This window comes from Mycobacterium saskatchewanense, from assembly GCF_010729105.1.
GTDB classification, from domain to species: Bacteria; Actinomycetota; Actinomycetes; order Mycobacteriales; family Mycobacteriaceae; genus Mycobacterium; species Mycobacterium saskatchewanense.
In genome coordinates this window covers 2,844,201-2,869,539 of the sequence record NZ_AP022573.1, presented here as the reverse complement: position 1 = coordinate 2,869,539, position 25,339 = coordinate 2,844,201, and the positions used below count along the sequence as shown (strand labels likewise).

Annotated in this window: 26 protein-coding genes; 19 read left to right on the top strand and 7 right to left on the bottom strand. The window is 67.4% G+C overall.

The annotated features are described in order from the left end of the window. Nucleotides 1-162 precede the first annotated feature (162 nt). The 3 genes from G6N56_RS13330 (at nucleotide 163) to G6N56_RS13320 (ending at nucleotide 2,468) form a co-directional block, all read left to right on the top strand. The gene (locus G6N56_RS13330) at nucleotides 163-372 is read left to right on the top strand and encodes a hypothetical protein (RefSeq protein ID WP_085255767.1); all 210 of its coding nucleotides are present in this window, start codon (nucleotides 163-165) and stop codon (nucleotides 370-372) included. Between the two features lie 52 nt (nucleotides 373-424). Then, nucleotides 425-1,912, top strand: a complete 1,488-nt coding sequence (locus G6N56_RS13325; protein WP_197746667.1) for an MFS transporter — start codon at nucleotides 425-427, stop codon at nucleotides 1,910-1,912. A 118-nt stretch (nucleotides 1,913-2,030) separates the two neighbouring features. Then, nucleotides 2,031-2,468, top strand: coding sequence for a MarR family winged helix-turn-helix transcriptional regulator (locus G6N56_RS13320; protein ID WP_085255769.1), 438 nt, complete (start codon nucleotides 2,031-2,033; stop codon nucleotides 2,466-2,468). A 308-nt stretch (nucleotides 2,469-2,776) separates the two neighbouring features. On the opposite strand, the gene G6N56_RS13315 is transcribed toward G6N56_RS13320, so the two are convergent. Together G6N56_RS13315 and G6N56_RS13310 are read right to left on the bottom strand one after the other, a co-directional pair. Then, nucleotides 2,777-3,412: a maleylpyruvate isomerase family mycothiol-dependent enzyme gene (locus G6N56_RS13315; protein ID WP_085255770.1), complete on the bottom strand. Its 636-nt coding sequence runs from the start codon at nucleotides 3,410-3,412 to the stop codon at nucleotides 2,777-2,779. 722 nt (nucleotides 3,413-4,134) lie between these two features. Continuing rightward, nucleotides 4,135-5,856: a CocE/NonD family hydrolase gene (locus G6N56_RS13310; protein WP_085255772.1), complete on the bottom strand. Its 1,722-nt coding sequence runs from the start codon at nucleotides 5,854-5,856 to the stop codon at nucleotides 4,135-4,137. A gap of 61 nt (nucleotides 5,857-5,917) precedes the next feature. On the opposite strand from G6N56_RS13310, the gene G6N56_RS13305 reads away from it, so the two are divergent. From G6N56_RS13305 to G6N56_RS13270, 8 genes are all read left to right on the top strand, one after another. After that, complete coding sequence (locus G6N56_RS13305) at nucleotides 5,918-6,550, top strand: TetR/AcrR family transcriptional regulator (protein ID WP_142280600.1); 633 nt, start codon at nucleotides 5,918-5,920, stop codon at nucleotides 6,548-6,550. Between the two features lie 81 nt (nucleotides 6,551-6,631). Continuing rightward, complete coding sequence (locus tag G6N56_RS13300; protein ID WP_408632701.1) at nucleotides 6,632-7,306, top strand: M15 family metallopeptidase; 675 nt, start codon at nucleotides 6,632-6,634, stop codon at nucleotides 7,304-7,306. A gap of 60 nt (nucleotides 7,307-7,366) precedes the next feature. Next, the gene (locus G6N56_RS13295) at nucleotides 7,367-8,173 is read left to right on the top strand and encodes a methyltransferase domain-containing protein (protein WP_085255774.1); all 807 of its coding nucleotides are present in this window, start codon (nucleotides 7,367-7,369) and stop codon (nucleotides 8,171-8,173) included. A 141-nt stretch (nucleotides 8,174-8,314) separates the two neighbouring features. Then, nucleotides 8,315-9,568: an MFS transporter gene (locus tag G6N56_RS13290; protein ID WP_085255775.1), complete on the top strand. Its 1,254-nt coding sequence runs from the start codon at nucleotides 8,315-8,317 to the stop codon at nucleotides 9,566-9,568. A gap of 84 nt (nucleotides 9,569-9,652) precedes the next feature. Next, the gene (locus tag G6N56_RS13285) at nucleotides 9,653-11,230 is read left to right on the top strand and encodes a methylmalonyl-CoA mutase family protein (RefSeq protein WP_085255776.1); all 1,578 of its coding nucleotides are present in this window, start codon (nucleotides 9,653-9,655) and stop codon (nucleotides 11,228-11,230) included. Continuing rightward, entirely contained in the window at nucleotides 11,231-11,656 is a 426-nt protein-coding gene (locus tag G6N56_RS13280; protein ID WP_085255777.1) for a cobalamin B12-binding domain-containing protein, read from the top strand. Then, a complete protein-coding gene (locus G6N56_RS13275) occupies nucleotides 11,641-12,597 on the top strand; it encodes an LLM class F420-dependent oxidoreductase (RefSeq protein ID WP_085255778.1) in 957 nt (318 codons plus the stop codon). The genes G6N56_RS13280 and G6N56_RS13275 overlap by 16 nt, the downstream gene beginning before the upstream one ends. Beyond that, the gene (locus G6N56_RS13270) at nucleotides 12,594-13,628 is read left to right on the top strand and encodes a CaiB/BaiF CoA transferase family protein (protein WP_408632677.1); all 1,035 of its coding nucleotides are present in this window, start codon (nucleotides 12,594-12,596) and stop codon (nucleotides 13,626-13,628) included. Before G6N56_RS13275 ends, G6N56_RS13270 begins: the two co-directional genes overlap by 4 nt. Nucleotides 13,629-13,729: 101 nt before the next feature. On the opposite strand, the gene G6N56_RS13265 is transcribed toward G6N56_RS13270, so the two are convergent. Both G6N56_RS13265 and G6N56_RS13260 read right to left on the bottom strand, forming a co-directional pair. Beyond that, nucleotides 13,730-14,749 carry a methyltransferase gene (locus tag G6N56_RS13265; protein WP_085255780.1) on the bottom strand — a complete coding sequence of 340 codons (1,020 nt, stop codon included), beginning with the start codon at nucleotides 14,747-14,749 and terminating at the stop codon, nucleotides 13,730-13,732. Between the two features lie 100 nt (nucleotides 14,750-14,849). Further along, nucleotides 14,850-15,746, bottom strand: coding sequence for a LysR family transcriptional regulator (locus tag G6N56_RS13260; RefSeq protein ID WP_085255781.1), 897 nt, complete (start codon nucleotides 15,744-15,746; stop codon nucleotides 14,850-14,852). A gap of 159 nt (nucleotides 15,747-15,905) precedes the next feature. Between G6N56_RS13260 and G6N56_RS13255 the strand changes: the two genes are divergently transcribed. Next, on the top strand, nucleotides 15,906-16,799 hold the full coding sequence (locus tag G6N56_RS13255) for an SDR family oxidoreductase (RefSeq protein WP_085255782.1): 894 nt from the start codon (nucleotides 15,906-15,908) through the stop codon (nucleotides 16,797-16,799). Then, complete coding sequence (locus G6N56_RS13250; RefSeq protein ID WP_085255783.1) at nucleotides 16,748-17,692, top strand: TIGR03620 family F420-dependent LLM class oxidoreductase; 945 nt, start codon at nucleotides 16,748-16,750, stop codon at nucleotides 17,690-17,692. The genes G6N56_RS13255 and G6N56_RS13250 overlap by 52 nt, the downstream gene beginning before the upstream one ends. 94 nt (nucleotides 17,693-17,786) lie before the next feature. On the opposite strand, the gene G6N56_RS13245 is transcribed toward G6N56_RS13250, so the two are convergent. After that, the gene (locus G6N56_RS13245) at nucleotides 17,787-18,107 is read right to left on the bottom strand and encodes a hypothetical protein (protein WP_085255784.1); all 321 of its coding nucleotides are present in this window, start codon (nucleotides 18,105-18,107) and stop codon (nucleotides 17,787-17,789) included. A gap of 16 nt (nucleotides 18,108-18,123) precedes the next feature. Beyond that, entirely contained in the window at nucleotides 18,124-18,447 is a 324-nt protein-coding gene (locus tag G6N56_RS13240; RefSeq protein ID WP_085255785.1) for a 2Fe-2S iron-sulfur cluster-binding protein, read from the bottom strand. Nucleotides 18,448-18,528: 81 nt separating this feature from the next. On the opposite strand from G6N56_RS13240, the gene G6N56_RS13235 reads away from it, so the two are divergent. From G6N56_RS13235 to G6N56_RS13220, 4 genes are read left to right on the top strand one after another with little or no spacing between them, the layout of a single operon-like run. Next, the gene (locus G6N56_RS13235; RefSeq protein WP_085255786.1) at nucleotides 18,529-19,932 is read left to right on the top strand and encodes a class I adenylate-forming enzyme family protein; all 1,404 of its coding nucleotides are present in this window, start codon (nucleotides 18,529-18,531) and stop codon (nucleotides 19,930-19,932) included. Beyond that, nucleotides 19,910-20,815, top strand: coding sequence for an acyl-CoA dehydrogenase family protein (locus tag G6N56_RS13230; RefSeq protein WP_085255787.1), 906 nt, complete (start codon nucleotides 19,910-19,912; stop codon nucleotides 20,813-20,815). The genes G6N56_RS13235 and G6N56_RS13230 overlap by 23 nt, the downstream gene beginning before the upstream one ends. Further along, complete coding sequence (locus G6N56_RS13225) at nucleotides 20,802-21,890, top strand: acyl-CoA dehydrogenase family protein (RefSeq protein ID WP_085255788.1); 1,089 nt, start codon at nucleotides 20,802-20,804, stop codon at nucleotides 21,888-21,890. The genes G6N56_RS13230 and G6N56_RS13225 overlap by 14 nt, the downstream gene beginning before the upstream one ends. Before the next feature lies 1 nt (nucleotide 21,891). Then, complete coding sequence (locus G6N56_RS13220) at nucleotides 21,892-22,659, top strand: enoyl-CoA hydratase/isomerase family protein (RefSeq protein ID WP_085255789.1); 768 nt, start codon at nucleotides 21,892-21,894, stop codon at nucleotides 22,657-22,659. An 11-nt stretch (nucleotides 22,660-22,670) separates the two neighbouring features. Here the strand turns inward: G6N56_RS13220 and G6N56_RS13215 are convergent, their stop codons facing one another. Further along, entirely contained in the window at nucleotides 22,671-23,537 is an 867-nt protein-coding gene (locus G6N56_RS13215; protein ID WP_085255790.1) for a proline iminopeptidase-family hydrolase, read from the bottom strand. A 92-nt stretch (nucleotides 23,538-23,629) separates the two neighbouring features. On the opposite strand from G6N56_RS13215, the gene G6N56_RS13210 reads away from it, so the two are divergent. Together G6N56_RS13210 and meaB are read left to right on the top strand one after the other, a co-directional pair. Beyond that, nucleotides 23,630-24,190 carry an arsinothricin resistance N-acetyltransferase ArsN1 family B gene (locus G6N56_RS13210; protein WP_085255895.1) on the top strand — a complete coding sequence of 187 codons (561 nt, stop codon included), beginning with the start codon at nucleotides 23,630-23,632 and terminating at the stop codon, nucleotides 24,188-24,190. Nucleotides 24,191-24,315: 125 nt separating this feature from the next. After that, entirely contained in the window at nucleotides 24,316-25,194 is an 879-nt protein-coding gene (gene meaB / locus G6N56_RS13205) for a methylmalonyl Co-A mutase-associated GTPase MeaB (RefSeq protein ID WP_085255791.1), read from the top strand. Nucleotides 25,195-25,339: the final 145 nt, after the last annotated feature.

The following is a 25,339-nucleotide window of genomic DNA, read 5'->3' as shown; positions in this document are numbered from 1 at the left end:
ATTTTTGGTGCCAGGCTTAATGTTTGAGCAGCTGCATTTGCGACCCCCAGCGCCCGCCTGGGTCAACTGGTTGATGGCCCCAGCGGGAGCCAGATACGTCGGCTATGGAATCGGGATGCTCCTCGCGCGCGTACGCCCGCGCGGCACGCATTGTGGATCGACATGATGATCGTCATCGAGGTTGTGGACTGGCTCGCCGCGGTGAGCTATATCTGCGCTGGCGTCGTCCCTTTAAACCACGTCATCATCGGGGTGGTAATGCCGCCGCTATACGTCGCGGCATTGACGTGGGGTCGTCTCCGCGGTTACGCGAGTGCACCCGACAGCTCGCAAACCAACGATCAGCGTCACGGCAGACTCACCGGGGCTTAGCAGGCGAAGGGCCGTCCCGTCAGCACCGTCGAGGCTCCCGGGCGGCTATCGATTGAAAGGCCTTGTCATCAACGCGCCAGAATCTGAGCAGGCGAGCCAGAAGAATTCCGCCAGTCCGTCGCTGGGAGTCGAAACCGCTGCCACTGCCTCGGAGGCCTTCGGTCCGCAGTTTGTCACACCGATGCTCTTTGGGGCGGCGCTTAACCCGTTGAACAGCTCGGTGATGGCGACTGCGCTGGTCGCGATCGCGTCATCGCTGGGAGTATCAGTCGGCCGCAGTTCGATCCTGATAGCAAGCCTGTATTTGACGAGTGCCGTCGCGCAACCCACTACCGGGCGGTTAGGCGAACTCATCGGGCCCCGTCGTGTATTCGTGGCGGGCACCGCGCTGGTTCTGTTGGGGGGATTTGTTGGCGGATTCGGCGACAACCTGTTGATTCTCACGATCGCGCGGGTGCTCATCGGCATGGGCACCTCCACGGGCTATCCCACCGCGATGTTGCTGATCCGCCGCCGTGCCAGCACCGCGGGTCTGACCGCGCCCCCGCAACGGGTGTTGGGAAGCCTGACCATCGCCGGCGCGGCGATGGTGGCGATTGGCCCTGCCCTCGGCGGGCTGTTGATCAGCTGGTTTAACTGGAGGGCAGCGTTTCTGATCAATGTCCCCATCGCTTGCGCAGCGCTTCTGACGGCACTGCTGTGGCTCCCGAAGGACCCTGACCGAATCCGCGGATACCCCTGGCGAGAATTGATCACCAGAGTCGATCTCGTCGGCATCACCGGCTTCGCGATCACGCTCACCTGCGCGCTGACCTTCCTTTTGTCGCTCCCTCGGCCGCGCATTTCAGTATTGGCTGCCTCGCTGCTGGTGGCGATAGCACTGATCTGCTGGGAACTTCGGGCCAGATATCCATTCTTGGACATCCGGCTGCTGGTATCGAATATGGCGCTCACACGGACTTACCTGCGTAACGGCCTTACTTTGCTCGCCGTCTATATCGTGCTCTACGGCCTCACCCAGTGGATGGAAGCTGCGCGCGGGTTGACGGCTTATACAGCGGGTCTCACGTTGATTCCGATGGGTGTGCTTTCAGCCCTGTCAGCGCAGGTGGGTTCGCGCCGCCTGCGCATGGGAACCTCGCTGACGATTTCGGCTGCGCTCATGTTGGCCGCTGGATTAATCGCATGCTCTTTGAACGGCCATAGCCCACTAGTGTTGCTCGTCACGATCACCGCCTTGGTCGGTGTGGTCTCGGGCTTGTGCACACTCGCCAACCAGATTGCGCTCTACGAGCAAGCGCCTGCACACACCGTCGGCACCGCTTCAGGGTTGCTACGAACATATGGGTACATCGGTTCGATCGCCGCCGCAACGATATGCGGCATGACATTTCGTACACGGGTCGATGACACTGGACTGCACCGGCTGGTAGCAGCGTTGATCGCAGTATCGATGGTCGTTCTTGCCTTGACCGTGGCGGACCGAAAGCTCTACGCCAGGTCCAATAGTCGAAACAGACTTGACGCTCGCCGACCGTAGTCCGGCAATGGCACGTCTGCGCGAGAAGGGCGCCGAACTCCGCGCCCAGACCCAACACGCTGGCGGAACAAGCTGGCGCCACACTAGCCACGCTTCGTAATAAGCCTAGGCTGGCTATATGGTTGAGAGTCCAAATTGCGATGACGTGGCAGCAGGCTTGTTCGGCGGCATTGTCCTCATCGCTCGCCGACTCAAGCTGCTGCAGGCGCCCGGTCAACTCACGCTGCCCGAGCGTGCGGCTCTGGAGCGCTTGGACCATGAAGGCCCGGCATCTGGGGCAGACTTGGCGCGGGCCGAGCAAATTACGCCGCAAGCCATGGGAGCAACCATCGCCGCTCTAGAATCGCGGGGTCTGGTAAGCCGTCGACCTGATCCGGCCGATGGGCGACGAGTCATGCTGTCTCTCACCACATCCGGAGTGAAGATCCTGCAGCGCAAGCGTGACGCGAGAACTCGCCATCTAGCGAAAATCCTGAAGAAGGAGTTTTCCGATGCTGAGTTGCAGACGTTGGCAGCAGCCGCGCCGCTAATAAAGCGCCTGGGTGCGCAGATTTGACCAGTGCGCCGGGCAGATCGAGATGCGGGTCTGCTGCACGATTCCGGAGCGACCTCGTGGCGGCGAGGTTTCTGACGCGGGGCGCTCTTCGCGGCTCGGCGTGAAGCAAATATTCCCATCCGGCGCGCGTGGGATGCGCAATCCTCAATCTGCCGGTGACCGCCGCGATCTAACCATCGGTGCGACGCCGCCCGTCGACGCCAGCAACAGGTGTGGGGCGCTACGAATGGAACTGGGAAAATTCCGTGAAATTCGGTGCATCCAGATTCGTCGTCTCGGCAAAGGCGCCATTTGGCGAATGGGGCCGGTCACAGACGGGCGGCAAGCACTTCGACGCCCCGGCCGCGCAGTTTTGGCAGCGCCCACGGTCGACCGGCCAGCACCGAGGCGAGATGGGCGGCTTGACCCGTGACAGTGGGGCCATTCGCGTGGTGTGACCAGTCGGCCTCGGCGGCAACCAGATTCAGCCCTCGGGCTCGTGCGGCGGCGGGCACGAACGGGTTCGGTATGCGCACTTGCGTGTCGAGGACGGCGGCGACAGTTGCGGTGGGTATCTCCGAGTCTCTACCGAGCGCGTAGGCGATATCGAGTTCGTGTACGACATGGTCGCCCAACAGCAGACGTCGGGGGAAAATTCGACCAACGCCGCGGGGTTCGGCTGTCAGGGCGACGAATTGGTCAATCAAGTCGTCAGGCGCCCGCTGTGCCGCCAAGGTCCGTGCCAGATCGGTGTTCGCCCCATTGAACGAACCGGCTCGCCGCACCATTGTGGCGGCGATCGATGCGAGCGACGCTGCGTAGCCGACGACGAGGTGCGCCAGGACGTCGTGATTGGTCCATTCGGTACACAGACTCGGCTGGGTCCACTGCGCGGCGCTGAGGCCGCGCACCAGCTCCGCGAATCGAGCGTCGTTTTCCTGCAGAGCGTCAGTCGATTTGGACATTCGACTGGTTCTGAAGGAATGCGGTTTGCTCGGTGAGCAACTCGGCCGCTGGTGGGCGATGGTAAGTCCGGAAGTGATCGCCGCCGGAGTGTCGGTAGTCGAAGGCCGGCGTGGCCAATCTCGAGGCGGCAAAGCGCTGGTCGTACTGCGCCGTCAACATCTCATGAGTGGCCCCCAGGCCGTGGACAAGGACGACTCCCGGGTGCGGGCCGGAACCCCCGGGAAAGGCCAGCCAGCCGGCGCAGCGAGTGCCTTGAGAAGCGAAGTGCACCCTCTCCGTGGTGAGGCGAGCCCCCATGTGAGATCCTCCCAGGAATACGTACGATGTACCTGTTCTACGATACGTACAGCGTACGCGTCAAGGGCCCGTTCGGGTGGAAGGGCGGGGGTGGTGCTCACGGGGCGGCGCGGTTCACCGTCGATGAAGTACGGGCCAAAGCGAACCACATCGTCGCCCGCGACGGTCTCGGTGTTCTGAGCATGCGATCACTGGTCGCAGCGGGCGGCACGGGCCCCGATGACGCTCTACAGCTACGTCAGAGACCGGGACGAGCTCGAAGGGCTGGCCGGACGTCGGTGAGCTCGGCCCGCCCGCGCGGCGACCACGCGGGCGTAGTGCCTGCCCGAGCGCATGCCCGCCCGGTTCGCTACCGGGTCCGACCGCACACGAGCTGCCCAGCTCGCCGATTTTGGCCGCGCGTGTTCGGGCGTCGTGCCCCGCGCTACCCGAGCACCGGAAGCAACAGCCGTGACGACGATCGGACCGTATTCAGGCTGCTGGTCCCCACGCTGGCGTGCCGGAAGTTCATGATCGCCGGGGTCGACGGGTTCTGGTCGTCGCTGGAAAGCACCAGGCGAATTCGGTGTTCGGCCTTGAATCGGCGGGCGTTGGGCACCAGGGGAATTCGGTAGACGACGTCCTCGCCGACCGGCACGGCCCGCGGATTGCGGCAGGGCAGCACAGGCGCGCCGGGCCGGCTGGCGGCCTCGTCGACCTCGCGCATGCTGGCGCGCAGCCACCCGGCGGTCACGTCGGTGGCTTCACCGTCGGGCGCGACGTCCTGCAACGTCACCATCCACGCGGTGTCGATCGCCGTCGCCGAGGCGACCAGCCGCAGCTCTACGTCGCCCACCACGTCGACGTCCCGGGTCAGCGGTGCGCCGGTCCAGCTCAGCGTCGAAGGCGGGTCGATCGCGCTGGGCCTGACCCGGCCGAGCCCGCCTCCGAGGACCATCATTGTGCGGCTGCCGGGTTCGCCCTCGTCGTCGTCCAGCCCGCCGTCGGCGCGCAGCGCGAGCTCACGATGTGGGGCGGGTGACGGCGGCCAGGAGTCGGCGGTGCGCCACTCGTCGGCGCCGGGCAGGAAGTAGCGGATCGGCGGGCCCTCGACGATGCCCGTGTCGGCGCCCTTGAGCCAATGGTCGTACCAGGCCAGCGCCTCGGTATGCATGCTTTCCCACGGCCACGTCAGGCCGAACTTGCCCAGCATGCCGATGCGGACACATGCGTTGTGCGACAGCCCATTCCAGGTGGTGAACGTCGACGGAAGGTGAAGCGGTACGTTCTCCCAGTCACATCCCAGGTAGACGGGAACGTCGATGTTCTTCAGCAGCGGCAGGAGATTCCGCTCCTCCCACCACTCGTCGCGTGCGGGGTGCTTGACCGCGGCCTCCTGCCACAATTCGTCCCACGGGTGCGGATCGTGGGGCAGCCGCAGAAGCTGGCGCAGCATGGTCACCGCGGCCTCGCCGTTCATGGTCTCGAATTTCTTGTGCAGCCGCGGGGTGTTCAGAACCCGGCGCGCCAGGCCGATCGGCTTGCTGCGCCACAGCCCGTCGCTGCGTTCGGACGTCAGGCCCATCATCGCGAGGAACGGCGTGATGAACGAGGAGCTCAGCAGCCCGTGGTGGTTAGCGCCCTCGTAGAGGTCGCTCGTCACGGCGAGCGGGAAAATTGCCTTGAGGTGCGGCGGCCGCTCGACGGCCGCCTCGAGCTGGGTCATGGCGAAGTAGCTGATCCCGATCATGCCCACGTTGCCGTCGCACCAGGGTTGGGCGGCAACCCATTCGACGAGGTCGTACATGTCCCGGCGTTCCTGGGCGTCGAAGAACCCGAAGGTGCCACCCGAGCCGCACGTGCCGCGGACGTTCGCGATCACGTGCGCGTAGCCGCGCGGGACCCAGAAGTCCGTGACGCCGGCCTCGATGAATCCAGCCGGGGCGCCGAGGTCCTGCATCTGCCTCGGGTACGGCGAAGCGGCCACCAGGGCGGGGAATCGCCCTTCGGCGTCGGGCCGATGGATGTCGGCCAAAAGGTCTGTGCCGTCGCGCATTCCGATCGCGGTGTTGATGTCCGTGCGAGATGTGTACCGCGGTTCGCTGAGGTTGCGGTATTCACGCCCCGTGGTCTGCGGACCGTTGAGCGTGCTATCGGAGGCGGCCATAGTTTCACCGTATGTTGAGATTAGTCTCAACGCAAGATGAAACTTGTCATATGGTGGGACGGTGGCGAAGCGACCTATCCCCCCCGGCCCACGGGACGACCGCGGCGTGCTGGCGGCGCGGATCCTCGCCGCGGCCCGCACCGAATTCGCCGAACACGGTTGGGCCGGCACGGCGATCCGGGCCGTCGCCCGCAACGCCGATGTCGACCCGGCGTTGATCTACCACTACTTCGGTTCCAAGGAAGGCCTGCTCGACGCGGCCACGGCGCCGCCGCAGAAGTGGCTCGACTCGGTCGTCGCGACGTGGGCGACCCCCAAAGTGGAGCTGGGCCGGCGACTGATCCGCACTGTGCTGGACGCGTGGGACGACGAGGAAGTCGGTCCGGTACTGCGGGCAATCGTGCTGACCGCCGCGCACGAGGCCAAGACCCGCGAAAAGCTCCGGATGATCGTGGAGCGCGGCCTGATCGGCGAATCCACCCTCGGTGACGACGAGGACGAGCGGCTATGCCGCAGCGGGTTGATTGCCAGCCAGCTGATCGGCTTCGCGTTGCTCCGCTACGTCTGGAAGATCGAACCGCTCGCTTCGATGCCCGACGGCGAGGTGGTGGCCGCGATCGCGCCGAATCTGCAACGCTACGTCGACGGAAACATTGCTATCGCACGCGATAGCCCTTCCCAGAACCGGTCATAGCCACCTTTCCCGTGGCGGGTGTGGCGCAGGTGATCCAATCCCCCATAGAGCCACAATGTATCCATGCCTCGCCTCCGGTGGATGTGGCCGCCCGCGGTCGCCGTTGCGCTCAGTGGCGTGGTAACCGCGCCGGCCCACGCGGACGTCCCGCCGGTCGGCGACGCCGCCCGCGCGGCCGGATTCGTCGACGTCCGCACCGTCGTTCCCGACGCGGTGATCGACCTGCGCTACGCCACCACAAACAACTTCACCCACACGCGGTTGTACCCGTCCGACGCCCGCTGCCTCGTGCATCAATCCATGGCTCCCGGCCTCGGGGCGGCTGCCGCCGCCCTGCGGCCGCAGGGTCACCTGATGGTCTTCTGGGACTGTTACCGACCGCATGACGTCCAGGTCAAGATGTTCGACGTCGTCCCCAACCCGGCCTGGGTGGCTCGGCCCGGCAACTACGCGCACAGTCATGAGTCAGGGCTCTCGGTCGATGTGACCTTCACCGGCGTCCAGGGGCAGTGCCCGCCCGAACGGCGGATGGACGGCCTTTGCCTCGCCGACATGGGCACTGACTTCGACGATTTCTCTGCCCGTGCAACGGCTTACGCGACGCAGGGCGTCAGCGCCGACGCCCAGGCCAACCGGGCCCGGCTGCGGGACGCCATGAAGTATGGCGGCCTGAACCCGTACTCGGGGGAGTGGTGGCACTTCGACGGTCCCGGTGCCGCCGTCGACCGCCCGATCCTCAACGTGCCCGTCGACTAGCTGTCTCATAATATGGGATAGCAGTTCTGGAATATGGGCGGCCGTCGCTAGGCTGCACGCATGAGCGACGACGCCAAATACACGCACGGCCACCACGAGTCGGTGTTGCGCAGCCACCAGCGGCGCACGGCGGAAGACTCCGCGGCCTACCTGCTGCCCCACCTGAGCCCGGGGCTGTCGGTGCTTGACATCGGGTGCGGCCCCGGGACCATCACCGTCGACCTCGCTGCCCGCGTCGCACCCGGGCCAGTGATGGCCGTCGACCAGTCCTCCGGCGTCCTCGAGATCGCACGGGACGAGGCGCGGCGGCGTGAGCTATCCAACGTCGCGTTCGCCGTCGCTGACGTCCATGCCCTCGAGTTCCCCGACAATGCGTTCGACATCGTCCACGCGCACCAGGTGCTTCAGCACGTGGTCGACCCCGTGTGGGCGCTGCGGGAGATGAAGCGGGTCTGCCGGCCGGGCGGGCTGGTGGCGGCGCGCGACGCCGACTACGCGGGATTCATCTGGTTCCCGCAGATTCCGGCGCTGAATACGTGGCTGGACCTCTATGACCGGGCCGCCCGCGCCAACGGTGGGGAACCCGACGCCGGCCGACGGCTGCTGTCCTGGGCCCAGGCCGCGGGGTTCGACGACGTCACCCCGACGGGCAGCGTCTGGTGCTATGCCACGCCCGCCACGCGCGCCTGGTGGGGCGGGATGTGGGCCGACCGGATCCTCCACTCCGACCTGGCTCGCCAGCTCGCGGACTCAGGTCTGGCAACCCGGGGGCAGCTGGAGGAGATCTCCGCGGCCTGGCGGGCCTGGGCCGCCGCGCCGGATGGCTGGCTGTCGGTCCCACACGGCGAGATTCTCTGCCGGGCATAGGTCGACGTTCGGTCAACGCGCCGGTGGGCGCTTTGTAGCATCAGCACGGTGCGCGGCGAGCGGGCTTCGGAAATTGGCGCTTCACTTTCGGCCGTCGCGCCGCCCGCGGCCGGTTCCCGGACGCGCGTCGCGGTTGCCTGCATGGTGGGCACGGCCGTCGAGTTCTACGACTTCTACATTTACGGCACCGCGGCGGCCCTGACGTTCCCCACGGTGTTCTTCCCGAATCTGGGCCACACCATGGCGACGGTCGCTTCGATGGGGACGTTCGCGGCGGCGTTCGTGTCCCGGCCCGTCGGCGGGGCGGTCTTCGGCCACTTCGGCGACCGCTTGGGTCGCAAGGCGACCCTGGTCGCGACACTGCTCATCATGGGGCTGTCGACCATCGCGGTCGGCCTGACTCCTGGCACGGCCACCATCGGCGTCGCCGCGCCGTTGATCGTGCTCACTTTGCGGTTGTTGCAGGGGTTTGCCGTCGGTGGTGAATGGGCGGGATCGGCACTGCTGGGCGCCGAATACGCGCCCGCCGACCACCGCGGCCGATACGGCATGTTCACTCCGCTGGGCGTCGGGGTCGCCCTCGTCCTGACCAGCCTGACCTTCCTCCTCGTGGATTTCACAATCGGCGAAACCAGTCCGGCATTCATCCAATGGGGATGGCGTGTGCCGTTTCTGCTCAGCGCGCTGCTCATCGCCGTCGCCCTGTACGTGCGGCTGAACATCGGCGAAACCCCAGTCTTCAAAGGCCAATTGGCGACCGGGGCGCCGGGCCGCGCACCCATCGTGGAGGTCATCCGCTCGCAGCCCGTGAGTCTGCTACTGGCATCGGGCAGCTTCGTGGCCGTCTACACCTTCGTCTTCATGGCCGGCACATACCTGACCAGTTACGCCCACGGCCGGATCGGGCTCTCGCACCACTCGATCCTGATCGCCGGCATGCTGGGCGGCGTCGTATGGACGGTGGCGGTGGTGTTCTCCGGCACCATGTGCGACCGACTGGGGCGCCGCCCGATGATCATCGCGGCGTGGATATTGGGCGTGCCGTGGTCTTTTGTCGTCATCCCGCTGATCGACACCGGCAACCGTGTCCTGTTCACGGTGGTGATCGGCGGCATTTACGCCATCGCGGCGGTCGCCTACGCGCCCATGGCGGCCTTCATACCGGAGCTCTTCCCGACCCGGTACCGCTACACCGGCTCCGGGCTGGCGCTCAACCTCGCCGGGATCATCGGTGGCGCCATTCCACCGATCGTGGCGAGCCCGTTGCTCGCGCAATACGGCGGCTGGGCCATCGGACTGATGATGGCCACCCTGGTGCTGATCAGCCTCGCCTGTACCTATCGGCTGCCGGAAACCCGGGGGATCGCGCTCGGGGGTGCCGCCGAGAACGGCTAGCTTCGCGCCGGACGGAAGCGCCGTCTCCGCAGGTCAAAGTGATGGGATTGGCATTCTCTTTTTTTGCAAGTACGTTATCCATCGATGGATAACGCTGCTCAAACTCCCTCGGGCATCCCGCTGCGGCCCGTGTACGGGCCGGCGGACCGGGCCGGCGATCCGCCGTCGCCCGGGCAGTTCCCGTTCACCCGGGGCAACTTCGCGTCCGGCTATCGAGGCAAGCTGTGGACGTTCCGGCAGTACTCCGGCTTCGGGACGGCGGAGGAATCCAACCGTCGCTACCGCTACCTGCTGGACCAGGGCGGGACGGGGCTGTCGGTGGCGCTCGACCTGCCGACCCAGTGCGGGTATGACTCCGACGATCCCGAGTTCGGTGAGGAGGTCGGCCGGGTCGGCGTGGCGGTCGACACGCTCGCCGACTTCGAGATCCTTTTCGACGGCATTCCGCTGGACAAGCTCAGCACCAGCATGACCATCAACGGGACCGCGGCCATCTTGCTGGCGTTCTACGTGGCGGCCGCCGAGCGGAAGGGCATCCCGCGGGCCAAGCTCACCGGAACCATCCAGAACGACATCCTCAAGGAGTATGCCTCGCGTGGGACGTGGATCTGGCCGCCGGAACCGTCGCTGCGGCTGATCGCCGACACCATCGAGTTCTGCGCGGCCGAGGTGCCCAGGTTCAACGCAATCTCGGTGGCGGGCGCGCATTTCCGCGACGCCGGAGCCAATGCGGTCCAAGAAATGGCGTTCACGCTGGCCGACGGGGTGACCTACTGCGACACCGTGCTCGAACGCGGTCGGATGACCATCGACCAGTTCGCGCCGCAGATCTCCTTCTTCTTCTACACCCACGGCGACTTCTTCGAGGAGGTCGCCAAATACCGTGCGGGACGGCGTCGGTGGGCCACGATCGTGCGGGAGCGCTACGGCGCGACGACGGATAAGGCGTCGATGTTCCGGTTCGGCTGCGTGTGCGGCGGCGCGTCGTTGTATGCACCGCAGGCCCACAACAACGTCGTCCGCGTGGCTTACGAAGCGATGGCCGCGGTCCTGGGCGGCGTCCAGTCGATGTTCACCGCGGCATGGGACGAGCCGTTCGCCCTGCCCACCGAGGAGTCCACCACCCTGGCGCTGCGCACTCAGCAGGTCCTCGCCTACGAGACCGGCGTCGCCAGCGTCGCCGATCCGCTCGGTGGGTCGTATTTCGTCGAGGCGCTCACCGACGCGACCGAAGCCCGCATCGTCGAGATCATGGACGACCTCGAGCGACACGGAGGCATGGTCAGCGCGATCGAGGACGGTTACCTGCAGGGCCTCATCGCCGACGAGGCCTACCGGATGCACCAGGAAATCGAGGCCGGCCTTCGCCCCGTCGTCGGGGTCAACCGGTTCGTGTCAGAGGAACCGGAGCCCGATGTGGTCACCTACGAGCTCGATGCCGAGGGCCGCGACCTGCAGCTCAAGCGCCTCTCGAAGATCAAGAGCGAAAGAGATTCGGCCGCGGTGCAATTCAGCCTCGCCGCCCTCTCCCGCGCCGCCGAAGGGACCGAGAATCTCATGCACAACCTCATCGACTGTGCGAACGCGTACTGCACCGTCGGAGAGATGGTCACTGCGCTCAAGGCGGTGTGGGGCGAGTTTCAGCAACCGGTGGTCTTCTAGATGGCGGTGCGGATTCTGGTCGCCAAGCCCGGCCTCGACGGACACGACCGCGGTGCCAAGATCGTCGCCCGCGCCCTGCGTGACGCCGGTTTTGAAGTGATCTATACGGGCATCCGCCAACGGATCGAGGACATCGCCTCGATCGCCGTCCAGGAGGACGTGTCCGTCGTCGGCCTGAGCATCCTGTCCGGTGCGCATCTGGCGCTCACCGCGCGGACGATCGAGGCGCTGCGCGCCGCCGAAGCTGCAGACATCGCCGTCGTCGTCGGGGGAACCATCCCGCATGCCGACGTGCCCAAGCTGCTGTCCACCGGTGCCGCTGCGGTATTCCCCACGGGCACACCGCTGGACGTGCTCGTGCGCGAGATCCGCGCGCTGACCGGAACCCCCGAACCCGTTGCGGAGGGCCAGTGCGCGTCGGAGTGATGATCGGGGCCGAGCGCGGCGACATGGCTCGCAAGGTGGGCAAGCTGGCGTCGGACATCGAATGGGCCGAATCGGCGGGCTTGGACACCGCGTGGATGCCGCAGGTGCCCGACGACTTCGACTGCCTGACCATGGTGTCGCTGATGGCAGCGCACAGCTCGCGCATCGAGCTGGGTACTGCGGTGGTGCCACTGCAGACCCAGCATCCGATTGCCCTTGCCCGCCAAGCATTGTCGACGCATGCGGTGTCCCGCGGCCGGTTGGCGTTGGGTGTCGGGCCGTCACACCACTGGATTATCCGGGACATGCTCGGCTTGCCGTACGAGAAGCCGGCCGCCTACACCCGCGACTACCTACAGGTGCTCAATGCCGCCGTCGCCGGGCCCGGACCGGTTGACGTCGAAAACGATTCGTTCGCGGTGCACAATCCACTGGCGATCGGGGCCGACACCCCGATGCCGGTTTTGGTCGCCGCCCTTGGGCCGGTGATGCTTCAGATCGCCGGTGAGCTCGCCGACGGCACGGTGTTGTGGATGGCCGACGAGCGCGCGATCGGTGATCACATCGCGCCGAAGATCACCAAAGCCGCCGCGGATGCCGGACGCCCCACCCCGCGGATCGTTGCGGGCATCCCGGTATGCCTCTGCGCCCCTGCGCAAGTCGAGGCGGCCAAGGAGCGGGCCAACCGCATCTTGGGCGAGGCCGAGGTGTCGCCGAACTACCAGCGCCTGCTCGAGCGCGGCGATGCCCGTGATGTCGGCGATCTGTGTGCGGCCGGTGATTCGGAACAGATCTTGCGGCGGTTCCGCTCGTTCGCCGATGCCGGCGTGACCGACCTGTCCGTGCGGCTGCTCCCCATCGGCGACAACCGCGACGAACTCGTCGCCTCCAAACGGCGCACCCGCGACATGATCGCCTCTCTCGCATCGGAATTGCGGTGACATCCACCGCACCGCTGGCCGGCGTGCGCATCCTCGAGGTCGGCACCATGCTGGCCGGTCCGTATGCCACCATGCTGCTCGCCGACCTCGGCGCCGAAGTGACCAAGGTCGAGCCGCCCGGCGGCGAGATATCCCGAGAGGTCGGCGCCAGCTACTTCGCCAGCCTCAACCGCAACAAGTCCAGCATCTGTCTCGACCTGAATTCCGAAGCCGGGCAGCAACGCCTGGGCGATCTGGTCGCCAAATCCCATGCGCTGCTGGTGAACCTCAAACCGTCGGCCATCCGCCGCCTCGGCCTCACCTACGACGCGCTCCGCCGGCACAACGAGCGGATCGTGTGCGTGGCCATCACGGGCTGCGGACTGCACGGCGGCGACGACCCCGCCTTCGACTACGTGGTGCAGGCGGCCACCGGCATCGCCGCGCTGACGGGCGACCCGGACGGCCCGCCGACGCTGCCCGGCTACTCCTCGGCCGACAACTCCACGGGGATGGCCGCAGCGCTGGGGCTGCTGGCCAAGATCGTCTCCGGCGCCGGTGGCCAGGTCGACGTGTCGCTGCGCGACGTCATGCTGTCGCAGCTCAACTACCATGCGTCGGCCTACCTCAACGACGGCGTCGAGCCGCAGCGCCGCCCCAACGGCGCGCACTCGTATTACGTTCCGGCCCAGCTGTTTCCCACGGCTGATGGCCATCTGGCGCTCTTCGTGACGCATGACGGGTTCTGGAAGGCCTTCGCCAGTGAGGCGGGCATCGGTGGATTCGAGACGATGGCCGAACGAGTATCCCGCCGCGACGAGGTGCTCGCGGTCGTCACGGCCATGCTGGCGACCGACACCGCCGCCGGCTGGGAGCGCCGGCTGCGCCCGCTGGGCGTGCCGGCGGCGGCGGTGCGGTCGCTGCCCGAGGCGCTGAAGGCGACGCCGGAAGTGGTGGTGACGGCGGGGAACTTCCGGCTCGTTGGTAGCCCGATCCACGTCTCGGGCTACCAACCCGAGTACCGGCCACCGCCGGGGCTGCGCGAGGGTTGACGCTCGGCCGAGCGTCAACGTGTTGCAGCCGCAAGATGGGATCCGCGCAACGATCGGTCGTCGTGCGTCAGCGGGCGGCCACGGCGGCGGTGGGGACGCTGCTAACCCGCCACGACCTCGATCACCGACTGCGGCGTCCCGGTCTCGTGGACCGCTTTGCGCGTCAGGCCCGCGGCGCGGAAGAGCGCGTCGAACTCGTCCAATGAGCGTTCCCGTCCGGTGCAGGCGAGGAAGATGTTCATGTCCATCAGCGCGGCGAGCGGTTTCTGCGCTGATACCACCATGTCGATGACCGCGATCCGGCCTCCGGGGGCCAGCGCGTCGCGGCACCGTTTGAGGATCGTGATGCATTCCTCGTCGGACCAGTCGTGCAGGATGAATTTGAGCAGCATCAGGTCTGCGGCCGGAACCGACTCGAAGAAGCTGCCCGCGACAACCCGCGTGCGTTCGGTGAGACCGTCCCGCTTGATGGCCGCCTCGGCGAGCTCGACGATGTTGGACCGGTCGAAGATGATGCCCTGCAACGACGGGTTCTTGTGCTGGAGGAGTCGCAGCAGCGACCCGTCGGCGCCGCCGACGTCGACTGCGCACTGCACTCCGTTGGTGTCGATGGCGTCCGCGATCTTGGGGCCCCAGATGCTGGTCGCGCTCGCCATCGCCGCCGTGAACAGTTCGGCTTCGTCGGGGTGGGCGGCCAGGTACTGGAAGGCGTCGCCACCTTGCATCGCCCTGGACGGCGTTTCGCCGGCGCGCAGCCCGCTGGTGAAGTCTTTCCAGGGCAGCCATTCACCGAGCATGCTCAGGACGAAGGGCCGCGTCGAGCGGGGATCGTCACGGCGCAGCGTGTCGAGCAGGGGCGTGGACGCGAACCGGCCGTCCGAGTCTTCGTTCAGCAGACCCACCGCCACCCCGGCGCGCATTAGGCGCAGGGTCGTGTCGGGGGCGGCGCCTTCGCGCGCGGCGACCTCTGCGGCGGTAAGGTTGCCGTCGGCCAGGTGGTCCGCGATCGACAGGTCGGCCACCGCGAATACGGTCCGGCACGCCCAGTAGGTGAAGACCGCCGTCAGCATCTGCTCGTGCGGATCGCCGGCGGCTGTCCAGGGCGCGGCTGGTGAAAGCATGCAACCTCCAAGTCTCTGAACGGGCACTCCAACTGCCCATCGCTCAACACAAGAACGGCACTGCGCCAAAGTTGGTTCACGGCGGCCGAAATCCGATCGGCTAAGCTCGGCAGGCGCCCGTGAGGTGCGACTCGGCGAGTTTGCGGAAGGCCGCCACCAGGCGGCTGCGGTCCCCGGCGCGGGTCGCCAGCACGACGTGGCACGGCTCGACGTCCTTCAACGTGACCGTGGTGATGTCGGGACGGATGCTGCCCCCGATCGCGGGCACGATGGCGACGGCCTGCCCGGAGGCAATGAGTTCGAACTTGTCCTCGAGCGCGTCGATGTAAGGGCCGTCCGGCGCGCGGCGTCCGTCGGGTCGGGGATCGATCCGCCAATAGGCGCTCCATGCCGGGTCGGAGTTCCGCACCCGGGGCATCGGCTCGTCGGCGATGTCGTCGAGGGTCACAACATCCCTGCCCGCCAGGCGGTGGTCGATGGGCACGGCCAGCACCCGCGGCTCGTCATACAGGACCGTCACGTGCAGACCGTCGGTCGGGAACGGCAGCCGGGTCACCACCGCGTCCACCCGATGAGCGAGCAGCGCGTCGAGAGCCTGGCCCCAATTCAAATGCGTGACTTGCACTTCTGCGTCAGGGTGCTCGCGGCGCATCGCGCGCACCGCTGGGGTGACGATCATGCCCGTCGTGTACCCGATGGTGATGCGGCTGGGCTGGGCGGCGGCCCTCGCCTGCGCCGCCGCCTGCGCGGCAGACCGCAGCAACGCCTTGGCCCGGGGCAGGAACACCTTGCCCGCTTCGGTCAACCCGGTGCCCTGTGGCGTCCGATCGAGCAGTCGCACGCCGAGTTGCTGTTCCAGGCGGCGAATTTGGCGACTCAGCGACGGCTGCGCGACGCGCAGGGCACCGGCCGCCCGACCGAAGTGCCGGTGCTCGGCGACGACGACGAAGTACCCGACCAGGCGCAGGTCGAGGTCGACTTCCAAGTGCTCGGTCATGCGGCAATGGTAACGCGGCACCTCCCACCTCGATATCTCGTCGGGTGCCTCTAGCTGCAGCGATGCAGGATGTGCATCGCCTCATATGAAAGAGGACTTGGACACCCGATCCCACGCGGCCATTGACTGGATGGCGACGAACCGCGAAGGGAGCCACCAATGGATGTCTTTGTAACTGGCGCGACGGGGCACATCGGTTCCGCCGTCGTCGACGAACTCCTCGACGCCGGACACCGCGTCACGGGGCTGGCGCGCTCCGACGAGGGCGTCGCGGCCCTGACGGCCAAGGGCGTCACGGCATATCGGGGTGAGCTCGACGATCCCGACGGTTTGCGGTCGGCCGCGGCGGCGGCCGACGGTGTCATCCACCTCGCGTTCCGGCACGACTTCGACGACTTTCTGGGTGCCGCCGAGACCGACCTGCGTGCCGTCGAGGCAATGGGCGAAGCGCTCGTCGGATCCGACCGGCCGTTCGTCAGCACCTCGGGGACGCTGTCGCTCCCGCTCTTCGGGCACGGCGGTGCCGCGACCGAATACGACACGATGCCGGGCGGACCGCGCATCGACTCGGAGAACGCCGTGATCGCGTTGGCCGAACGCGGCGTGCGCTCGTCGGTCAACCGGCTGGCACCGTTGGTGCACAGCGACCTGGACCACCACGGCTTCATCAACCACCTGATCACCACCGCCGGCGCTACCGGAATGTCGGCCTACATCGGGGACGGAACCAACCGGTGGCCCGGCGTGCACACCCGCGACGCGGCGCGGCTGTACCGGCTGGCGCTCGAAAAGGCCCCCACCGGAACGCGTTTGCATGGGGTTGCCGACGAGGGGGTGCCATTCCGGGACATCGCCGCCGTCATCGGCCGCCACCTGAATCTGCCGGCGGTCAGCATCCCCGCCGAACAGGCCGGCCACTTCGGCTTCCTCGCGTTGTTCGCGTCGCTGGACAACCCCACGTCGAGCGAGCTGACGCGCAAGACGCTGGACTGGCAACCGGAATGGCCCGGGCTCATCGAGGATCTCGATGCCGGCCACTACTTCGGCGAGTGAGCGTCGTGGCCGACGCGGTCGTCGACACGGCACGCCAGGGCTTGGGGCCGGTGGGGGTCTGCCTGCCGGTCTCTTTGACCAGTCCGACGCCCTTCGAATCGCAACGCGCTGCGGTGGGCCGGCTGGGCCGGGCCGGGTACCGCGCCGTGTGGACTAACGAGGTCATCGGCAAGGACGCCCTCGTGCAACTCGCCATGCTGCTGGCCGCTACCGACCGAACGGTCTTCGGGACGTGCATCGCCAACATCTGGGCCCGGCCGGCTCAAACCATGCACGCCGCGGCGGCCCAACTGGCAGAGGCGCATCCGGGTAGGTTCGTGCTCGGCCTGGGGGTGGGCTACCCGCAACAAGCGGCGAGTGTCACGCGGGACTTCGGCAGCCCGCTGGCCACGATGCGGGACTACCTGGAGACGATGGGCGAGCCAACCTGGCCGCCGGCGCCCGACGCCGCCTTCCCGCGGGTGATCGCCGCCAACGGCCCGAAAATGCTTGATTTGGCGGCGAAGTTCGCCGACGGGGCGATGCCGGCCATGCTGCCCGTTGAGTCCACCAAAGAGGCCCGCCGGGCGCTCGGCCCCGACAAGCTTCTGGTTGTTGCGCTGTCGGTTATCGCGGAGGCCGGTGCAGCGCGGGAGGCGGTCGCGAACAGGCTGGGCGTGCCCTCGTACGCGCAGCGGTTGCGGGCGCTGGGCTACTCCGACCGAGATATCGCCGAGGTGAGCGATGGGCTGGTGAATGCCATTGTGGCGCAAGGTGATCCCGGCGTGGTCGCCGCCAGGGTGAACGAACACATCGCGGCCGGGGCGGACCACGTCATCCTGCTGCCACCCATCGGCGCCGAGTTCGCGACGGCTGTGGAAGATCTCGAACGGGTCGTTATGGCCCACCGCTAATCCCGCGCACCTCGCCGAAATTGCCGCGGGGGGTCGTGTTTTCCGAGGAATGACGACCGCCGCGGCAATTTCGACAGCAGAGGGCGTTCGGCGCTCAGTCCTTCGGGCCGTATTCGGTCGTCACCTCGAGCAGCCGCATGATCGGCGGCGGGTCCAACTGCAGCGCGTCCGACATGTGCAGCCGGCCCGCGTTGGCGAGCATGTTGTCGAGGATCGCCTGCAGGTCGTCGCCCTCGACCTCGTAGATCGCGACGTAGGGGCCGTCACCGCCGACGGGGCGCAGGCGGCGCGCCGAGACGAATCCGTCGAGCGCCACCAGCTCGCCGAGGTGGACGTCGTCGTACCAGGTGTTGTACTCCAGCTCGCGCTCGGACGCGCTGGGCCGACTCTCAACGAGGATGATTCCCTTGGCCATCGTCGCCGCCTTCCGACTACTCGTAATGCACCGTGACCGACGCCGTATCCGGTACGCCTTGGCAGGTGAGAATGTAACCCTCGGCCACTTCGTCGTCGTCGAGCGCCTCGTTCACCAGCATGGTCGCGTGGCCCTCGGACAACCTCGCCATGCAGGTGCCGCAATTCCCCGCTTCGCAGTTGAACGGCGGCTCGAGTCCGGCCCGCCGCGCGCTTTCCAGCAGGGTCTCGCCGGGCACCAGCGGCACTGACACCTTTTTCCGGTCGAGGTGGATCGTCACGGTGCCGCCCGCCGGCTCTGTCACCCGTATAGCCCCCTCTCCCGTACTTGCATTCTTCATTGTAGAGAATACTATTCTCTTCGAGCGATAGGATCTTCTCAGAGCTGTGCGGACCCCGGCCCGCTCAGGGAAGGGTGGGATGTGACCGAGCCGCCAGCGCTCGTGTTCGAGGAACGGCGGTTCAGCCTGCTCGAACTGCGCGCGTTGTCCGATGGGTGGGCCGAGACCCTGGCCAAGCGGGGTGTCACGGCGGGTCAACGGGTCGCGATCATGACCTCCAACCGGCCAGAATTCGTCGCCGTCTTGATGGGGTTATGGCGGCTAGCGGCGACGGCGGTGCTGATCAGCCCCGCCTGGAAGCACGACGAGGTGGACCACGCGCTGGGACTGACGCATCCGCAGCACGCGGTCGGGGACCATCCCGTGCTGGGCGGCCTGATGCCGATGCTGCACCTGGACGAACCGGTCGCGCCCGGCGAGCCAATGGCGCACTCGGCGGCCCCGGAGGATGACGCCGTGCTGGTGTTCAGCTCGGGCACCACCGGCATGCCGAAGGCCGTCCGGCATACCCATGCGTCCTTGGAAGTGGCGGTCCGGCAGTGGGGCGAGGCGCTAGGTCTGACCGAGCGCGATCGGGTCCAGATCGCCACGCCGGCGTCCCACATCCTCGGCCTGCTGAACATCCTCACCGCGCTGCGGACGGGTGCCGGCATGCGGATGCACCGCCGATTCGATATCGACCAGATGCTGCATCACATCGAAAAAGATGGCGTGACAGTCGAAATGGTGGTGGCACCCATCGCCTTGGCCATCGCGTCGCATCCGCGCCTCGGGTCGTACGACCTGTCGTCGCTGCGTTTTTTCATGTGGGGCGCGACGCCGGTCAGCGCCGACGTCGCCGAGACCGTGACGAGGCGCACCGGTGTCGGCTGGCTGCCCGCCTACGGGACCACGGAATTGCCTGTCATTGCGTGCAATCCGCTGCGCGGCGCCCGGCTCGACTCCGTCGGACGTGCGGTGCGGGGCGTGGACCTACGGGTGACGTCCCTGGAGACCGGGGAGCCGGTGGACCCCGGGGAAGTGGGGGAGATCCAGGCTAAGTCGGCATCGTTGATGGCCGGCTACCTGCCAGTCCAGGCCACCGCGGACGCCCTCCGCGACGGCTGGTACCGCACCGGGGACGTCGGCCGGCTCGACACCGACGGCTGGCTGCGGATCACCGACCGGCTCAAGGAGATGATCAAGGTGCGCGGCTTTCAGGTCGCGCCCGCGGAGATCGAGACGGTGCTGCACGGTCACCCGGCGGTCAAAGACTGCGCCGTCTTCGGCGTTCCCGACGGCATCAACGGGGAAGCGGTGGTCGCCGCGGTCGCGACGCGCGCACCGGTGGAGGCAGCGGAACTCGCCGCGCGGGTGGACCAGAGGTTAGCGTCCTACAAGCGCCTGAGCCGCGTGGTGTTCGTGCCCGACATTCCGCGTCTGCCCTCAGGCAAGGTGCTGCGCCGCAAGCTCAAGGAGGAGTATGGATGTCCGTCTGACGCCTGAACAACAGCAGCTCCGCGACGCGGCCGCCAAGCTGGCCGACGATCTGGGCCCGGGCGCCGTTCAGGATCTCGGCGACGAGAGCCGGATTGCGCGCCTGGACAAGCAGGTCGACATGACCGGTTGGCGATCGCTGCGCTCCGACGGGGCGTCAGGGGTCGAAGTGGCGATCGTCGCCGAGGAATTGGGGCGCCGGGTGGTCGACGCGCCCTTCCTCGGCCCGGTACTGGCGGACGACCTCGTGCGGCGTATCGACGTCGACTCCCGGGCGAACACCGTCGCGGTCGACGGCCGGGTGATCGACGCGCGCGGAGCGCGTCGTGCGCTCTCGTTGTGCGGCACAGTGGTTCGCGAGACCGACCTCGGCGGTGTGCGCGTCGGCGCCGATCTGACCCGGGCGGAGGCCGACCCGGTCGGGACGCCGGCGGCGCTCGGTGAGGTCAGTCCCGAGAACGCCGCACAATGGCGCGCACTGGCGCTGGTCACCACATCGGCGGACCTGGTGGGCATCGCCCGCGGCGCGCAGGCCGTCGCCTGTGACTACGCGAAGATTCGCGAGCAGTACGGAAAGCAGATCGGGTCTTATCAGGCCGTCGCGCACATGTTGGCGGAAAGCCTTGCCCTGATCGAGGGTTCGATAAGCGTGCTGCGTCATGCGGCGTGGGCGGTCGACGCGCTTGAGCCGGCCGAGGCCATCCGTGCGGCGCAGGTCGCCAAGGTCTACTGCGCGCGCGCCACCCGCACGGTCTGCGAGAACGCCATTCAGGTGCACGGCGGCATCGGCAACACCTGGGATTGCCTGGTGCACGTCTACCTGCGACGGGCGCTGACGTCGACCGAGCTGTGGCCGGTGTTGTTGAAGGAGATCGACTTTGGACTTTCGTGACTCCCCCGATGAGGCCGCCTTCCGGGAGCGGCTGCGGTCCTGGCTCTCGGCCCATGCCAACGAATTCACCGGGTCCGGTGACGAGTACTGGGCTCGCCAGGCCGAGTGGCACCGCGCCCTGTACGAGGCGGGATTCTTCGGATTGTCGTGGCCGCGCGACTACGGCGGTCAGGAGCTGCCGCCGGTCTACGACGTCATCCTGGACGAGGAGCTGGCGCGCGCCGGCGCGCCGCCGCGCCCCAGCGTGGGGTACCTGATCTATGGCATCGGCCGGCACGCCGCCGAAGGGCTGCGCCGACGCTTCCTGCCCGGCATCATCAACGGCACCGAGAGGTGGTGTCAGGGTTTCAGTGAGCCCGGCGCCGGATCGGACCTGGCCTCGTTGACCACGACCGCCCGGCTCGAGGGCGACGTGTACGTCGTGCACGGACACAAAATCTGGACCAGCTACTCCGACGTCGCCGACTACTGTCTGCTGCTGGCCCGCACCGACCCGGGAGCCAAGCGTCACCGCGGGCTTTCGGCGTTCGTGCTGGACATGAAACAGCCTGGGGTACAACAACGCCCGCTGCGCATGATCAACGGTGTCACCAACGAGTTCGGCCAGGTCTTCTTCGACGGAGCCCTGGTGCCCGCGGACCGGATGGTCGGCGCTCCCGGCGACGGGTGGGCGGTGGCCATGACCGTGGTGGGGCACGAGCGCGAACCGTCGACGCTGGGTTACGCCGCCCGGTACGGCAAGTTGGTCCGCGGCCTGTTCGCGCGCGCCGAGGGCACGGTGTCCGAAGAGCTCGCATGGGCGGCGGTGCAGTCCGAAATGCTGACTCACCACGTCCGGCGCCGCCTGTCCGAACAGCTCGACGGGGTGTCGCACGGCCCCGAAGGGTCGCTCGACAAGCTGCTGATGACCTGGGTCGAGCAGTCCGTCGGGCACGCAGCGCTGGCGGTGGGCGGGACCCGCGACCCGGAACTGTTCGGCGCCTATCTGTACAGCCGCGCCCAGAGTGTGATGGGCGGAACATCACAGATACAGAAGAACATCATCGCTTCACGCATCTTGGGATTGGGAGTCTGACGTGTACGACATGCCCGCGGAAGTCGACGTCTGCGCAGACGGTCCGCTGCGGATCATCACCCTGAACCGACCGGAATCGCTCAACTCCGTCAACGACAGCCTGCACGTCGGTCTGGCACGACTGTGGCAGCGGCTGACCGACGACCCCTCGGCGCGCGCGGCGGTGATCACCGGTGCGGGCCGGGCGTTTTCGGCCGGTGGTGATTTCGCCTATCTCCAGGAACTGTCGACCGATGCCGAGCTCCGCGCCAAGACCATCCGCGACGGGCGGGAGATCGTCCTGGGCATGGCGCGCTGCCGAATCCCCGTGGTGGCGGCGGTCAACGGCCCCGCCGTCGGTCTCGGGTGCAGCCTGGTCGCGCTGAGCGACATCGTCTACATCGCCGAGGACGCCTACCTCGCCGACCCCCACGTCCAGGTGGGGCTGGTGGCCGCCGACGGCGGGCCGCTCACCTGGCCGCTGCACATCAGCCTGCTGCTGGCCAAGGAGTACGCGTTGACCGGCACCCGGATCAAGGCGCACCGCGCGGTCGAACTCGGCCTGGCCAATCACGTGGCCGCCGACCCCGTGGCGGAGGCGATCGCATGCGCCCAGAAGATTCTGGAGCTGCCCCAGCAGGCGGTCGAGAGTACCAAACGGGTGCTCAATATTCACCTGGAGCGCGCCGTGCTCGCCAGCCTTGACTACGCGCTGTCGGCGGAGCACCAGTCCTTCACCACCGAGGACTTCCGCTCCATCATCGCCAAGCTCAATGCGGGCAAGAACTAGCCGCCCACGGTTCACCGCGAATCGTGCTGCCGCAGAAATTCACGCATCACCCGGTCGAAGCGCTCCGGTTCCTCGATGAACGGCATGTGCGCGCTCGACTCGAACAGCTCGAATCGCGAACCCGCGATGCGCCGGTGCATCTCCTCCATGTGTTCCGGCACGCATTCGTCGTACCGGCCGGCGAGCACCAGGGTCGGCACCCTGATCTCCGGCAGCCGGTCGAAGACGTCCCAGTCGCGGATCGTGCCGACGATGTGAAAGTCGCTGGGCCCGAACATCGTCTCGAAAATCTCGGCGCCCATGTTCCTGAACGCGTCCTCCAGGTCCCGGGGCCACGGGCGGACTCGGCAGAGATAGGTCTCGTTCCAGGTGCGGATCGCCGCCTGATACTCGGGCGCGTGCGTCGTGCCGGCCGCCTCATGGCGCTCTATCGCGGCCTGGGTCCGCGGGTCGAGCTCGGCCTTGAGGCGCGCCACCATCGTCGAGAATTCCGGTATCGACGCGATGCTGTTGGAGATGATGAGGCTGGCGGTCCCGGACGTCTCATCCAGCACGAACTGCTGCGTCAGCATCCCGCCCCACGAATTGCCGAACAGATGGAAGCGGCTGAGACCCAAACCCCTGACGACGGCGGCCATTTCCGCAACCGAGCGCTCCATGGTCCAAAGACCTGGGTCGGGCGGGCACTTTGAGTTGCCGCAACCGAGTTGGTCCCAGAAGATGACCTCGCGGTCATCGGACAGGCGGACCAACGACCGCAGGTAGTTGTGCGGTAGACCCGGCCCACCGTGAACCACCAGCAGCGGAGTGCCGGGCCCGCCGCCGACCCGCTCGAACCAGACGTTCCCGCCCGGGACCGCGATCGTGCCCTCGGTCATCCCGCCTCCCCGCCTCCCGTGTTCCCTGTGATTCTGCAGGCTGGGGTCTAACCCGCGCGCGCCGACTACCTTCTGTGATCGTGGAGATTCGGATGGCGACGCCGGAAGATGCCGAGGCGGTCGCCGGCATCTATCTGCCGTACGTGCGCGACACGGCGGTCTCGTTCGAGACGGTGCCGCCCGACGGCGCCGAGATCAGGTCACGGCTGGCCGGCACGCTGGCGCGATTGCCGTGGCTGGTCGCCTGGGACGGCGACCGCGTGACGGGGTATGCCTATGCGAGTCAGCATGGCGACCGCGACGCCTATCGCTGGTCCGCTGACGTGTCGCTCTACCTGGATCGGTCGGTTCACCGCAAGGGATATGGTCGCCGCCTCTACGCCGCACTGTTCGAGCTCCTGGCGGCGCAGGGCTATGTCAACGCGTATGCCGCGATCGTGCTGCCGAACCCCGCCAGCGTGGGCCTGCACGAAGCCGCCGGCTTCACCCGTGTGGGCCTCTTCCCCGGCGTGGGTTTCAAACAGGGAGCGTGGCGGGATATCGGGTGGTGGCATCTGCGGCTGCTTGCCCCATCCCGGCTTCCCGCGGAGCCACGGCCGTGGCGGGAATTGCCCGAGCGCGTGATCCGCGCCGCGCTAACCGGGCGGGGCTAGGACCCCCTTCGTTGCAACCAATGCTCTCCTTTTGAGAGAGTAATATTCTCGACCAACCAGAGCGGAGAACCCGTGCTCAAAGCCGTGATCGTGTCCGCCGGAATCCTGTTCGCGCTGATCCGCACATGACCATTGCCGACCTGATCACCCGCGCGCGCAACGGATCTCCGCGCGCGGTGGGTCGGCTGCTCAGCCTGACCGAAGGAGGCCAGCGCGACGAGGTGCTGGCCCGGTTGGGGCCGTCAGAGGTACGCGTTGTCGGTATCACCGGACCGCCCGGTGCCGGCAAGTCGACGACGATCGCGGCTCTGGTCGGCGCCTACCGGCGGCGGGGGAGCCGGGTCGCCGTGCTGGCCGTGGATCCCTCGTCACCGTTCAGCGGCGGCGCACTGCTGGGTGATCGGATCCGCATGGCCACCCACATCAACGATCCCGACGTGCTGATCCGCTCGGTGGCCACCCGCGGTCACGTCGGCGGTTTGGCTGCTGCCATTCCCGCGGCCATCCACCTGCTGGGCGCCCTCGGTTACGCCGTAGTCCTGCTGGAGACCGTGGGCGTGGGGCAATCCGAGATCGAAATTGCGGCTGTCGCGGACCCGACGGTCGTCATTCTCAATCCCGGTGCGGGGGATGCGATCCAGGCCGCCAAGGCCGGGGTGCTCGAAGTCGCCGACATCGTCGTCGTCAACAAGGCAGACCGGGAGGGTGCCGAACAGACGGTGCGCGACCTGCGGGCCGAAACCGACGTTCCCATCGTCAGTCTCGTGGCGGCGCGAGGTGAGGGTATCGAGGACCTGATGGCCGCCGTTGACGCGCACCACCGCGCCGACAGCCGCGGCCGCCGGGTGGCCCGCGCCCGCGCGCAGATCCTTTCCCTGGCGCAGAGCCGGCTGCGGGCTCGGCCCGACCTCGACCGGCTGGCCGAGGCGGTCGTTGACGGCCACCAGGACCCTTATGCCGCGGCCGAGCTCCTGATCTCAACCCCCCGCCACGACGCGGGCTGAGGCCGTGTTTTGTCCCCCAATCGGGGGAACGGACGTTCATCCCGTTCGTGAGCCGATCGGTGGAGGTGCGCAGGGCCGCATCTTCATAGCGTGACCTGTGTGTTCAACCGGCGGTCAAGTCACTTGATCGCACCACGTTAGGAGA

Coding starts and splice junctions, on each gene's coding strand:
- G6N56_RS13330 (WP_085255767.1), top strand. CDS start 163: ATGATGATCGTCATCGAGGTTGTGGACTGGCTCGCCGCGGTGAGCTAT.
- G6N56_RS13320 (WP_085255769.1), top strand. CDS start 2,031: ATGGTTGAGAGTCCAAATTGCGATGACGTGGCAGCAGGCTTGTTCGGC.
- G6N56_RS13315 (WP_085255770.1), bottom strand. CDS start 3,412: ATGTCCAAATCGACTGACGCTCTGCAGGAAAACGACGCTCGATTCGCG.
- G6N56_RS13310 (WP_085255772.1), bottom strand. CDS start 5,856: ATGGCCGCCTCCGATAGCACGCTCAACGGTCCGCAGACCACGGGGCGT.
- G6N56_RS13300 (WP_408632701.1), top strand. CDS start 6,632: ATGTGGCCGCCCGCGGTCGCCGTTGCGCTCAGTGGCGTGGTAACCGCG.
- G6N56_RS13295 (WP_085255774.1), top strand. CDS start 7,367: ATGAGCGACGACGCCAAATACACGCACGGCCACCACGAGTCGGTGTTG.
- G6N56_RS13290 (WP_085255775.1), top strand. CDS start 8,315: ATGGTGGGCACGGCCGTCGAGTTCTACGACTTCTACATTTACGGCACC.
- G6N56_RS13285 (WP_085255776.1), top strand. CDS start 9,653: ATGGATAACGCTGCTCAAACTCCCTCGGGCATCCCGCTGCGGCCCGTG.
- G6N56_RS13280 (WP_085255777.1), top strand. CDS start 11,231: ATGGCGGTGCGGATTCTGGTCGCCAAGCCCGGCCTCGACGGACACGAC.
- G6N56_RS13265 (WP_085255780.1), bottom strand. CDS start 14,749: ATGCTTTCACCAGCCGCGCCCTGGACAGCCGCCGGCGATCCGCACGAG.
- G6N56_RS13260 (WP_085255781.1), bottom strand. CDS start 15,746: ATGACCGAGCACTTGGAAGTCGACCTCGACCTGCGCCTGGTCGGGTAC.
- G6N56_RS13255 (WP_085255782.1), top strand. CDS start 15,906: ATGGATGTCTTTGTAACTGGCGCGACGGGGCACATCGGTTCCGCCGTC.
- G6N56_RS13250 (WP_085255783.1), top strand. CDS start 16,748: ATGGCCCGGGCTCATCGAGGATCTCGATGCCGGCCACTACTTCGGCGA.
- G6N56_RS13245 (WP_085255784.1), bottom strand. CDS start 18,107: ATGGCCAAGGGAATCATCCTCGTTGAGAGTCGGCCCAGCGCGTCCGAG.
- G6N56_RS13240 (WP_085255785.1), bottom strand. CDS start 18,447: ATGAAGAATGCAAGTACGGGAGAGGGGGCTATACGGGTGACAGAGCCG.
- G6N56_RS13230 (WP_085255787.1), top strand. CDS start 19,910: ATGGATGTCCGTCTGACGCCTGAACAACAGCAGCTCCGCGACGCGGCC.
- G6N56_RS13215 (WP_085255790.1), bottom strand. CDS start 23,537: ATGACCGAGGGCACGATCGCGGTCCCGGGCGGGAACGTCTGGTTCGAG.
- G6N56_RS13210 (WP_085255895.1), top strand. CDS start 23,630: ATGGCGACGCCGGAAGATGCCGAGGCGGTCGCCGGCATCTATCTGCCG.
- meaB (WP_085255791.1), top strand. CDS start 24,316: ATGACCATTGCCGACCTGATCACCCGCGCGCGCAACGGATCTCCGCGC.